The following is an 11527-nucleotide window of genomic DNA, read 5'->3' as shown; positions in this document are numbered from 1 at the left end:
TGTCAGACCTCCGCAAAGCCGCGTCGTGATACCATTCGCGCCTCCATGAAATACCTCAGCGCCTATTCCGAACAGACTTTGCAGCAGGTTCAGCTCCTGATCGATCAGGACCGCCTCGGCGAAGTGCTAGTGAAACGTTATCCGAAAGCTCACGATATCCGCACGGATCGTGGACTGTATGACTACGTCCAGGATCTGAAGACGGAATACCTGCGCAGTTCCGCGCCGATCGACAAGGTGGCTTACGACAGCAAGATCCACGTGATCAATCACGCTCTTGGCCTGCACACGGCCATCTCACGCGTCCAGGGCGGCAAGCTGAAGGCCAAGCACGAGATCCGCGTGGCGACCATGTTCAAGGACGTGCCGCTGGAATTCCTGCGCATGATCGCAGTACACGAGCTGGCGCACCTGAAGGAAAAGCAGCACGACAAGGCCTTCTACAAGCTGTGCACCTACATGGAGCCCAACTACCACCAGTATGAGTTCGATGTGCGCCTTTACCTCACGCAGCTCGATCTCTCAAGCGGCCAGAAGCTCTGGGCTTAGCGAATCCACTTCGCCACGTTTTCGGGACGCGGTTCGCGCAGGCGTTCAATCAGCTTCTGCGGGACTTCTTCCACCATCATCAGCGCCGCGTGCTGCGGGCGGATGAAGCCTTGCTCGCTGGCGTGGCCGATGAACTGAACCAGGTGGTTGTAGAAGCCGTCCACATTCAGCAGGCCGACCGGCTTGGAATGAATGCCCAGCTGCGACCAGGTCAGCATCTCGAACAGTTCTTCCAGCGTGCCCATCCCGCCCGGCATGGCGATGAAACCATCCGACAACTGGGCCATCATGGCTTTACGTTCGTGCATGTCCTTGACGATGAACTGGCGCGTCAGGCCGGTGTGCCCTACTTCGCGCTCCATCAGCGCGGTGGGGATCACGCCCGTCACTTCGCCGCCCAGGCGCAGCACTTCGTCCGCAATCACGCCCATCAGGCCGACGTTGCCGCCGCCATAGACCAGGCCCAGATTCTGTTCCACCAGCGCGGCTGCCAGGCCACGCGCACCTTCCGCGTAGAGCGGAGTGACGCCAGCATTGGCGCCGCAGTACACACAAATCGATTTCATTTCAGCTTCTTCAAATATTCTTCAGACAGTTTCTGGAACAGGACGCTGGTTTCGCCCCGCAGATAAGGGCCGATCTGCGACAGCACCTGATAGCAGCCGCGCGCCAGCGCATCGGCGATCGATTGCTGTTCCGAGTATTTGCGCGGATTGCGCACGAATTCATAGGACAGCCAATACGTCGCCACCACCACCATATTCACGCTCATGGCGTCGATGGCCATATCGCTGGCTTCCAGCGAACCTTCCGTGCGCAGGTCGACGCACAGATTCTTGGCCACCTTGATCTTGTGGGCCAGCAGTTCCTTGAACTCCAGTTCCAGCTTGCGGTTGCGCGACAGAAGATCGTTCAGGTCGCGGTAGAAGAAGCGGTAGCGCCAGATCAGTTCAAACATCAGGTGCAGGTAGAGCCACACGTCCTCGATATTCGAGCGGCGGCCACTGGGCACCTGCAGCATGCGCTCTGCCTCCGCCTTGAACTGGACGAAGATGGAGTTGACGATATCGTCCTTGTTGCGGAAATGGTAGTAGAGGTTCCCGGGCGAGATGTTCATCTCTTCCGCGATCACGGTGGTCGTAATATTCGGCTCACCGAACTCGTTAAACAAGCGCAGCGAGAGTTCCAGAATGCGTTCGCGGGTTCGTCTAGGAGCTTTTTGTTGCATGGCAGGGGTCTCTATTGGCACCCCTGCAAGGATATCATTGTTGAGCGTCAGGCAACAGGCTTGCGGGATGCGGTCTTTTTTGCCGTGGTTTTTTTCGCAGCGGGCTTTTTTGCCGCCGGCCTGGCCGCCACAGGCTTCTTGGCGGGCTTGCCGCCGAGCGCCTCCACCTCGCGGCTCAGCTCTTCCACCCGGGCAGTCAGCGCGTCAATCTCCTTGCGCATGGGGACTCCGATCGATTCCAGCGCCCGCGTCACGCGCTCCTGGAACACCTGCTCCAGCGTGTTGACGGTTTCCTCGACATGGCCTGCCTTATCGCCCGCAACGCCGCGTGTGCGCTGCTGCAGGTCGGTGAATGCGCCCAGGCCCGCCTGCCAGATCTGTTTCGCGGATGAGCGCACGGCCTTGGTCATATGGTCCTCGCTCTTTTCCTGAGTCTTGGTCTTCTTGGCCATTTACTCTCTCCTCGAATGTCCGTTTATTGTAATCGAGACAATCTAGAAGACGGCATCTAAAGCTAGTGATTGCGCGCCACTTCTTCCTGTGGCAAAGGGTAGCCCGGCATCCATTTGTGGTAGATGCGCTGGAACGTACCGTCGCGCTTCATCTCGCGCAGCGCGTCGGCCCAGGCCTTGATGGTGGATTCGGGCGTGCCATTCGAGAAGGCAAAGTACGCGTTGAAGGCGCCCGCGCGCTTGATCTCTTCCACGTCCTCGCGCTTGTAGCCCTCATGCTCCAGCGCCGGACCGGCCAGCTCTTCGCCATCGAACCACAGGTCGAAACGCTTCAGCATCAGCATGCGCGCGGCCGTTTCGCTGGATACCGGATCGTCCGTCACGTTGTATCCCTGCCGGCGCGCCTGCTCGATAAATATGGAGCCGCGGCGCGCGCCCGCGCGCAGCTTGCGGATATCGTCGCCCATGGCATGCAGTTCCTGCGCCCTCTCCTTCAGCGCAAAAATGCCGACATAAGCCACGAAGATCGGGCCGACATAAGTGTAGTGCTGGTCGCGCTCCGCCGTGTGCGCCAGCGGCATTACCATCACGTTGGGCGTGACATTGCCGATGGTGATGGCGCGCGCCAGCGTGCGCAATTCGACTTCCGAGCGCACGCCGATGCGCAACTGAAGCTGATCCACCAGTTCAATCAGCATGCCATCCGCATGGTCGCCGTTGCGGAAGCTAAGCGGCTTGTTCTCCATCGCGAGGATGCGCAAGCCCTCCTCGGCTGCCACGCTGCAAGCCATGACCGTCGACAGCAGCAGACCGGCCAGCCATGGGGAGTACATGGCCAGCCTCGCGCATCATGCTGCGACCTGTGCGGTCGCGCGCAACTGGCTGTGCAGGCGGAATCCCTCGCGGATATTCTCGCGCAGCACAGCGCCCTTCCAGGGCTTGGTGTAGAAGCGGTCGATGGCGCCATGGTTGATGGCCGCCATGATCGGCGTCAGGTCCGCATAGGCCGACAGCATGATGCGGAAGGTGTCCGGCGCCAGGTTCTTCACCCGCTCCATGAACTCCGTGCCGCTCATCATGGGCATGCACTGGTCGCACAAGATCACCTGCACCCTATGCCGGGCAAGAACATCAAAGCCTTCCGCTGCTGTTTGTGCGGTGAGGATGCGGTAGCCGTCCTGCGCCAGGAAATCGCTCAGCACATCGAGCATGAAGGCATCGTCGTCCACAATCAGCAAGGTTTGCTGATCGACGATGCTCTCGTCCACCGGCGCTTGCAAGTGGCGGCCTTCACGCAGCATCAGTTCGAATTCCTCGGCCGGTACGGGGCGGCTGAAGTAATAGCCCTGCATCTCATCGCAATCGTGGCGGCGCAGGTAGGACAGTTGCGCGTCCTTCTCCACACCTTCCGCGATCACTTTCAGCTTCATGCTGTGCGCCATATTGATGATGGCCAGCACAATCGCCGCATCGTCCGGATTGCTGGTCACTTCACGCACGAAGGCGATATCGATCTTCAGCTTGTCGATCGGGAAGCGCTTCAGGTAAGCCAGCGAAGAATAGCCGGTGCCGAAATCGTCAATGGAAATCTTGATGCCCAGCGCCTTCAGGTTCTGCAGCACCGTGATGGTTTCCTCGGCATTGGACATCAGCGAACTTTCCGTCAGCTCCAGTTCCAGCAGCTCCGGTGCGATATCGTGCTCCTTGATGGCGCGCATCACCTCTTCTTCCAGTCCGCCCACGAAGAACTGAATGCCGGACACGTTCACCGACAAATGCACCGCGCCCGTCTTGGACCGGTTCCACTCCGCGATCTTGCGGCAAGCCTCGTGAATCACCCAAGTGCCGACGCGCACGATCAGCCCCGTCTCTTCCAGCAGCGGAATGAACAGGGCCGGCGACACCATGCCATGCCCCGGGCGCTGCCAGCGGATCAGCGCCTCGGCGCCACTGATGCGGCCCGTGGCGATATGCACTTTCGGCTGGAAGTACAGCACGAATTCTTCGTTGTCGATCGCGCGGCGCAGCGCGTTTTCCATATCGAGCCGCGCCAGCGATTGCGCGTTCATCTCCGCGGTGAAGAAGCGGAAGGCATCGCGGCCGGCTTCCTTGGCGCGGTACATGGCCGTGTCGGCGTACTGGATCAGGGTATCGGGATCGGTGCCATCATCCGGGAACACGGAGATACCGATGGACGCGGTCACCGTGACTTCATGCCCTTTCAGGTCGAAGGGATGGCGCATCGCTTCGCGAATCTTGTCGACGACTGCAATCGCGTTCTGCGCGCCCTCCGGCAGCATCAGGATGGCTGCGAACTCGTCGCCGCCGAAACGGCCAATGGTGTCGCGCACACGCAGGCAATCCACCAGGCGGCTGGAGAACTGAATCAGCAGCTCATCGCCGATGGTATGGCCCAGCGTGTCGTTGATATTCTTGAAGCGGTCCATGTCGATGAACAGCACGGCCAGCGCCCAGTTGTGCTCACCGGCCTGCTTCAGCGAATGCGCAAGCGAATCGTAGAACTGGCTGCGGTTCGGCAGATTGGTCAAGGTGTCGAAGTGGGCCAGTTTCAGCAAGCGCTTCTCGGCTTCCTTGCGCTCCGTGATGTCGCGCGCCACCGCCACCAGAATCCAGTTCTGGCCCGAACGCAGGGTGCGGCGCTGCACTTCCACCGACAGCGAACTGCCGTCCTTGCACTGCAGGAGCAGTTCTGCCATGGCGCCGCTCTGATCACCGGCCAGCAATTTGTCGTACAGATCTTCCAGCGGCACCAGATCGGGAATGGTGGACTTGTTCGGCCCCACGCGCAGGAAATCGTCGCGCTCGTAGCCCAGCATGCGGCAGGCTGTCACGTTCACGTCGATGAAGCACATGTTCGCGCGGTCCACCAGGAAGATGCCGTCGGCGGTCGCATCCATCGCGAGACGGAAACGGCGCAAGTCTTCATCCAGGCGGATGCGCGCATTCATGTCCAGCTGCAGCTGGGCGTGGTGACGGCGGATCTCGTCATACAGCAGCAGATTTTCGTAAGCGACCGCGATCTGCGCCGCCACGGTCGACGCCACGCGCTCATCGACTTCACTGAATTCGCTCGCGCCCAGCTTATCCACCAGATACAGCCAGCCATGCACACGCTCGCGCGAGGCAATCGGCACGCCGAGGAAGGAATGCACCGGAGGATGGCGCTCCGGCAGGCCAATTTCGGTCGCAGGTCCCGGCAGTTCACTCATGCGCACCGGCACGCGCTGCTCCAGCAAAGCGTTCAGTATGCCGGCGCGCGGGGTCTCCGCAATCACGGACGCCTGTTCGCTGGTGCCGCACGTCGCGAAAAAGCTCATCTCTTCCGCAGCCGGTTCCAGCACGCCAATGCAGGCGTAGCGCGACACGCAAATATTCTGCGCCACGCGGCCGCCGATTTCGATCAGCGCCTGCGGATCACGTTCGGCGCCCAGATCGATCCCCAGTTCAATCAGCGATGTCAAACGCAAGCTCACCGCCTGCAGGCTGGAGAGGGAGCGCGACAGGCGCTGCGTCATCTGCGTCAGATGCTCCGGCTCGGACTCCTTTACTTCACCATTGGTGGCAAGGTGTGTAATCAGCTGGCTGCTCGATTCCAGTTCATCGAGATACTCGGCGACCTTGTTCTCGATATCCACCAGCCGGTTCTCGGACGGCGGCTCGGGCGCAAAGGCCGGCACGGTTTCTTCCTGCTCCGCCACACCCAGCGCTTCATGCACCGTTTTCAGAATCACGTCCGGATCGGAAGGTTTCGGCAAGACCCAGCGCACACCGCAGGCTTCCGCCACCGCCATCGCTTCCCGCTCGCGGTAGGTCGCGGTGTAGAAGATGATGGGTACGTCCGCAGTTTTCGGATTGGCCTTCATGCGGCTGACGAATTCGTAGCCGTCCATATTCGGCATCAGAATGTCCGAGATCACCAGATCCGGACGTTCCGTTTCCATGACCTTCAAACCATCGATGCCGCTGGATGCTTCCAGCAGCCGGTGGCCGCTGTAGCCCAGCAAGGTCATGAGGAATTCGCGATTCAGCACATGGTCATCGACAATCAGAATCGTGGCGATGTCGTTTTCACCTCGGGGCGACATCTCCCCGGGTAAAAAAGACTCGATCTGTGTGACGAAAGTATCCGGCTCGATCGGCTTGCCGATATAGCCGTCAAAACCTGCCGCCAATAGTTTTTCGCGGTCGCCCACCATGGCCAGTGCGGTCACCGCCAGCGTGGGAATGGCTTTCAGTTCCGGGTCCTGCTTCAGGCGCGACACCACGCCGTAGCCATCCAGCTTGGGCAGGTGCACATCGCAAATAATGAGGTCCGGTTTTTCGCGGCCTGCTGCGGCAACGCCTTCTTCGCCATCGTGCGCCATCAATGGCTGATAGCCGAAAGCGCGCAGCAGGTACACCATCAACTCCATATTGGTGGGGTTGTCTTCGATGATAAGGATGCGGGCTGACACGTTGGCGCTCCTAATAGATTCGTTCACGAGAGTATCCCCTATTCCAGCGGCAGTGAGAGCACGAATATGCTGCCTTTGCCCTGCTGGCTGGAGCAGCTGATTTTGCCTCCCAGCAGTCCGGCCAGTTGCTGGCTCAGATGCAGGCCAAGGCCCGTGCCTTCGAATTGCCGCGTTGTCCCCTGGTCGATCTGGGTGAATGCCTGGTACAGCTTGTCCTGGTGATGCTGGGCGATCCCAACGCCCGTATCTGTCACGCTGATCAGCGCGTGTTTCATCGATTTCTCCAGCACGACATTGACTTCGCCGGAATCCGTAAACTTGATCGCATTGTTCATCAGGTTCATCAGGATCTGCTGCAGCGCGCGGCGGTCGGTGCGCAGCGTCACCGGATCAGCCGGTGCACGGAACTGCAACACCAGGCCTTTTTGCCGCGCCTGCGGCCGGAACACCAGCGCCAGTTCTTCAATCACGGCGCGGCAGTTGACCGGCTCAGGATGCAGTTCCACTTTTCCGGATGCGATCTTGGTCAGGTCCAGCAAGTCGTTAATTAATGAGAGCAGATGGCGTGCGCTGGACTGCACGGTGCGCAGCTGCTTTTCCTGTTCCGCATTGACCGGGCCGGGCAACTGCATCAGCAGCGTTCCAGTAAAGCCGATCACGGCGTTGAGTGGCGTTCGCAGTTCATGCGACATATTCGCCAGAAAGCGGTCCTTGGCCTGGTTGGCGCGGGACAGTTCCAGATTCTTTTCATGCAGCGCCTGCTCGAAGCGCTTACGTTCGCTGATGTCGCGGATCGCGCTCATGATCAGCGTGCCTTGCCCGGTCGCGACAGGACTCAGGCTGATTTCGACCGGAAATTCATGGCCATCCTTGCGCAGGCCATACAGCTCGCGGCCAGCGCCCATCGGCCGTACACTCGGCTGGCGCGCATAGCCATTGCGGTGCGATTCATGCATCGCACGAAAACGCGCCGGCATCAATTCTTCCAGCAGCTTGCCTTGCAGCTCGCCGCGCGCATACCCGAATAGCATATCGGCCTGACTATTGGCCAGCACCACGCGGCCGTGTGCATTGGCCATGATGACCGCATCCGGCACGGATTCCAGCAAGCTGCCGAACCGCACTTCTGCGTCTTGCGTATCCTTGTGATCCAGCTTACCGAACTCTGTCGCCATCGTACAGCTTTCAGAAAGTAAGTACCTGCCTTAGGGCTTTCCTGAAAGACAGTCTAAGGGATCGACAGAATCTCCGCAACAACACGCTGCAGAATGGCGGGATGGCGGCCCAGTGCCACGTGGCCTATTCCACCAAATGGGATATTTTTCGCACCCGGTAGATGGCAGGAAGTCTGCGGCGCGATGATGTTGTCGTGATAAGAATAGATCGATGTGAACAGGCCACGCTGCTCGCGGTCAAAGGCTTCCAGCTGCTGCAGCCACTCGCAACYAAGCTGCATTTGCCTGGCGTTGTTGCCAACGCCCATGCTGGCGAGTCCCGTTCCATGATGTGGAGTGCCAAGCGTAATCACGCGCGCCACATCGCTTGCACCGTGGCGGCGCAGCCAGGCCCGCGCTACCAGGCCGCCCATGCTGTGTCCCACAATTGCAACTTTGTGCGCTCCGCTCGCCTTGCGCAAGGCTTGCACGGCACGCTCGACCTGGGCCGCGTAGTCGTCGATGGACGCGGTCATCGGCTCCAGATTGACGGTGGTGTGACTGATGCGCTCATGCTCCAGCATGCCGCTCAGGTGCGCCCAGAAGCCGCCATTGGCGCCATACCCGTGTATCAGCAGTACCGGCGTCCCGCGCGGATTGCTTGCGATATGCATGCGCTCCCGATGGCGCAGCATATTCCACGATGTGGTCAGCATGGTGGACGAATATTCATCCAGGAACAGGCGCAAGCGGCCGAACAGGTCCAGCTTGTGCTCATCGGGCGGCGCGCTGCCCATGCGCGCGGCAAGACGGAAGTTGTTGGCGGTGATGATCATACGTACCAGCAGCACGATCACGATCGCCAGCACCAGCGCGACGTCGAGCGGCATCCAGCGTGAGAACAGATACCAGAACAGTCCCGCCGCCACCAGCTGGACGACCATGATCACTGCAAGTACGCGTGCTACCACCTGCCCTCTCCTATGCCGCGACAGGCCTTGGCGCAGGACGGCCCGTCAGATCCTCGGCCAGACCACTGGCCAGCCTCGCTACGATACCGTAAATCGACAGCTGGGGATTGGCGCCGATCGAGGTCGGGAATAACGAACCATCATGTACTGAAAGATTCGTAACGCCGTGATAACGCCCTTTTGGATCGGTCACACCGTTGCGATCATCTGCCGACATCATGCAGCCACCCATCACGTGCGCCGATACCACGCGCGTGATCAGCTTTTGCATCGGCAGCGCGCTGATGGCCTGTCTGGCTTCGTTCCAGCTGGTATAGGTCTGCGCCAGTTCGTGCACCGGCGACACGCCATTGGCGCCGGCTGCGAACTGAATCTCTGCCATCGTCAGCAGCGCGCGGCGCGCGCCATCCCACACGTAATCGGTGAGCGGATAGTCCACCACCGGCGAGCCATCGCTGCGCAGCTCCACCGCGCCGCCCTGCGCACCATCGTGGAAACCATCGCGCAGCAGCGCCAGCATGCCCTGCACATGCGGATACTTGTGCAGCAGGGCCGCATGGGCTGCGCCGAATCCCGCCATGGTCGTGGCTGATATCAGCGGATGCATGGGTGCCACTTCGAGCTTGTAGCCAATCGGTCCGTCCACCGGACCAGTGTGCAGGAAGTGGTCGGAATACACGGTCTGCGGCGCGCCGGAGTAGGCTTCCACCGGCTGCGGATAGGTCGCCGCCGATACCACCACCGGATGCAGGAAAGTACGTTTGCCCAGCAAGCCATGCGGGTCGGGTGCGCCGGAGCGCATCAGCAGCGCGGGCGAGTTGATCGCGCCGCCCGCCACCACAAAGTGTCTGGCCTTCAGCGTGATGCGGCGGCCGTTGGATTCGATGCCGTCGGCAGTGAGCGCGCTGCAATCGAGGCGTTCTGCACGGCCATTCTGCAAGGCGAAACGCTCGGCGCGGGCGCGCGTGAGCAGCGTGGCGCCATGCGACAGCGCGCCCGGAATGGTCGTCACCAGCATCGATTGCTTGGCATTGGTCGGACAACCCATGCCGCAGTAGCCCAGATTCCAGCAGCCGTTCACGTTRCGGCGAATATGGCCGAAGGAGATGCCCAGCTTTTGCGCCCCCTCGCCCAGCAGGCCATTGTTGGCATTGGGCGGCGTCGGCCAGTCGGCGATGTGCAGGCGCTCTTCCATCAGCTGGAACCATGGCGCCAGCGCGGCAACGTTGTAGTCCTTCAGGCCATAGCGGTTCTGCCACCAGGACAGCGTGTCGGGCGGCGTGCGGAAGCTGGAAGTCCAGTTGACGGTGGTCGAACCGCCCACGGTGCGGCCCTGCAGAATGTTGATGGCTTTGTCCTTGGACTTGCGCGCGGCCGATTCCTGGTAAAGCTGGGGATAGGCGTCGGCCTCGCGCATCTTGAAGTCGCGCGAGGATTTCAGCGCGCCCTCTTCCACGATGACCACGCGCAGCCCGGCCAGACTGAGGATTTCGGCCGTGACGCCACCACCGGCGCCGCTGCCGACGATGACCACGTCGGCATCGAGCGTCAGGTCCTTGTCGAGTGCTGAGGCGTCGATGACTTTCCAGCCGGAGGCCAGGCCGGCGGTGATTGGATCTGGGATTGGGCTCGTCATGCGCTCAGCTCCTTCAGCGGACCGGGATAGCCAATGGCCGCCCAGCTCACCGGGTCGGCATACCAGGCGCCCAGCACCAGGTCGTGCAGCGCGTGATAAGCCGTTTGCAGCAGGCCGAGACGATGCGTGCGCCAGCTTTGCAGGAAGTCCGCCAGTTCCTCCGGCGTGGCTTCGCGCCAGTTGCGGATACCGGCCAGCAGATGGCGCGTGGGCGCCAGCGAGAGCAATGCAAACAGATCGGCGACTTCTTTTTGCGTGGGCAGCGGCAGGCCGGCTATGGCGCCGGCGACGCGGTCCACTGCGCCATCCAGAACGGCTTTACGCTGCGCTGTGTCCTGCGGCAGCACCGGGCCAACGATGGCCGGCACCAGGGCGGCCACAATGGTGCGCGCGTTGTCGTCCATCGCATAGCGCTGCAGGATTGGCGGATGCAGCTGGCGATAGACGGCGCCGCCCGCGGCCAGCGCCAGCGCCCCCAGCAGCCCCGCTTTCAGAAACGATCTGCGTTGCATGGTCTCCCCTTGTGATATTTTTAGTCACAAAAGTGTACGTTCGTGCGGGGATTCGTAATAGAGGAAAACCTCTAACTGCTGGTGGCAGGCACGATGTGCCAGCCACCGGCTAGACGCCGCGTACCAAAATGGCCGATGCGGCACGCGTACCAAAGTGGCAGATGCGGCGCGTACCAAAGTGGCTGGCGCGGCGCGCCTGCCACTAGGGGTTAGCTTTGGGTTTGCTGCGCGCGATAATCTGGCGGGCGATACCGCGCAGGATATTGACTTCTTCCGTTTCCAGGCCGGTGCGCGAGAACATGCGCTTCAGGCGGGGCATCAGCTTGCGCGGGTTGCTGGCGTCGAGGAAGCCGACTTCCACCAGCGCCTGTTCCAGGTGCTCGTACATGCCCTCGATCTGCGCCAGGCTGGCCGTTTCGCCGTGGAAGCCCACATCGGTCGCGGCGCGCTGCCCCGCCAGCGCCGCCATGCGGCATTCATACACCAGCACCTGCGCCGCCTGCGCCAGATTGAGCGAAGAATACTCAGGATTGGCCGGAATATTCACCAG

General features: G+C 61.1%; 10 protein-coding genes and 1 pseudogene. 1 reads left to right on the top strand and 10 read right to left on the bottom strand.

Going from position 1 to position 11527, the window contains the following annotated elements; all coding sequences use genetic code 11:
* Positions 1-45 precede the first annotated feature (45 nt).
* Positions 46-549, top strand: a complete 504-nt coding sequence (locus AB4Z11_RS09550) for a YgjP-like metallopeptidase domain-containing protein (RefSeq protein WP_442024781.1) — start codon at positions 46-48, stop codon at positions 547-549.
* Here AB4Z11_RS09550 and AB4Z11_RS09545 read toward each other — a convergent pair.
* The 10 genes and pseudogenes from AB4Z11_RS09545 to AB4Z11_RS09500 all read right to left on the bottom strand — a co-directional run.
* The gene (locus AB4Z11_RS09545) at positions 546-1115 is read right to left on the bottom strand and encodes a TIGR00730 family Rossman fold protein (protein WP_442024779.1); all 570 of its coding nucleotides are present in this window, start codon (positions 1113-1115) and stop codon (positions 546-548) included. The genes AB4Z11_RS09550 and AB4Z11_RS09545 overlap by 4 nt on opposite strands.
* Entirely contained in the window at positions 1112-1777 is a 666-nt protein-coding gene (locus tag AB4Z11_RS09540; protein ID WP_442024777.1) for a TetR/AcrR family transcriptional regulator, read from the bottom strand. Before AB4Z11_RS09540 ends, AB4Z11_RS09545 begins: the two co-directional genes overlap by 4 nt.
* Before the next feature lie 47 nt (positions 1778-1824).
* Positions 1825-2229, bottom strand: a complete 405-nt coding sequence (locus AB4Z11_RS09535; protein ID WP_442024775.1) for a phasin family protein — start codon at positions 2227-2229, stop codon at positions 1825-1827.
* 62 nt (positions 2230-2291) lie between these two features.
* Positions 2292-3062, bottom strand: a complete 771-nt coding sequence (locus AB4Z11_RS09530; protein ID WP_442024773.1) for a substrate-binding periplasmic protein — start codon at positions 3060-3062, stop codon at positions 2292-2294.
* Positions 3063-3077: 15 nt separating this feature from the next.
* The gene (locus AB4Z11_RS09525; RefSeq protein WP_442024771.1) at positions 3078-6704 is read right to left on the bottom strand and encodes an EAL domain-containing protein; all 3627 of its coding nucleotides are present in this window, start codon (positions 6702-6704) and stop codon (positions 3078-3080) included.
* A gap of 38 nt (positions 6705-6742) precedes the next feature.
* Complete coding sequence (locus tag AB4Z11_RS09520) at positions 6743-7879, bottom strand: ATP-binding protein (RefSeq protein ID WP_442024769.1); 1137 nt, start codon at positions 7877-7879, stop codon at positions 6743-6745.
* 53 nt (positions 7880-7932) lie between these two features.
* On the bottom strand, positions 7933-8829 hold the full coding sequence (locus AB4Z11_RS09515) for an esterase/lipase family protein (RefSeq protein ID WP_442024767.1): 897 nt from the start codon (positions 8827-8829) through the stop codon (positions 7933-7935).
* A 10-nt stretch (positions 8830-8839) separates the two neighbouring features.
* Entirely contained in the window at positions 8840-10465 is a 1626-nt protein-coding gene (locus AB4Z11_RS09510; protein ID WP_442024765.1) for a GMC family oxidoreductase N-terminal domain-containing protein, read from the bottom strand.
* Entirely contained in the window at positions 10462-10977 is a 516-nt protein-coding gene (locus AB4Z11_RS09505; RefSeq protein ID WP_442024763.1) for a hypothetical protein, read from the bottom strand. Before AB4Z11_RS09505 ends, AB4Z11_RS09510 begins: the two co-directional genes overlap by 4 nt.
* Before the next feature lie 202 nt (positions 10978-11179).
* A pseudogene (locus tag AB4Z11_RS09500) lies at positions 11180-11527 on the bottom strand (tRNA (cytosine(32)/uridine(32)-2'-O)-methyltransferase TrmJ); the annotation flags it as partial.

The organism is Pseudoduganella sp. RAF53_2, assembly GCF_052113985.1.
GTDB lineage: Bacteria > Pseudomonadota > Gammaproteobacteria > Burkholderiales > Burkholderiaceae_D > Rugamonas.
This window is presented reverse-complemented; position numbering and strand designations above follow the sequence as displayed.

Coding starts and splice junctions, on each gene's coding strand:
- AB4Z11_RS09550 (WP_442024781.1), top strand. CDS start 46: ATGAAATACCTCAGCGCCTATTCCGAACAGACTTTGCAGCAGGTTCAG.
- AB4Z11_RS09545 (WP_442024779.1), bottom strand. CDS start 1,115: ATGAAATCGATTTGTGTGTACTGCGGCGCCAATGCTGGCGTCACTCCG.
- AB4Z11_RS09540 (WP_442024777.1), bottom strand. CDS start 1,777: ATGCAACAAAAAGCTCCTAGACGAACCCGCGAACGCATTCTGGAACTC.
- AB4Z11_RS09535 (WP_442024775.1), bottom strand. CDS start 2,229: ATGGCCAAGAAGACCAAGACTCAGGAAAAGAGCGAGGACCATATGACC.
- AB4Z11_RS09530 (WP_442024773.1), bottom strand. CDS start 3,062: ATGTACTCCCCATGGCTGGCCGGTCTGCTGCTGTCGACGGTCATGGCT.
- AB4Z11_RS09520 (WP_442024769.1), bottom strand. CDS start 7,879: ATGGCGACAGAGTTCGGTAAGCTGGATCACAAGGATACGCAAGACGCA.
- AB4Z11_RS09505 (WP_442024763.1), bottom strand. CDS start 10,977: ATGCAACGCAGATCGTTTCTGAAAGCGGGGCTGCTGGGGGCGCTGGCG.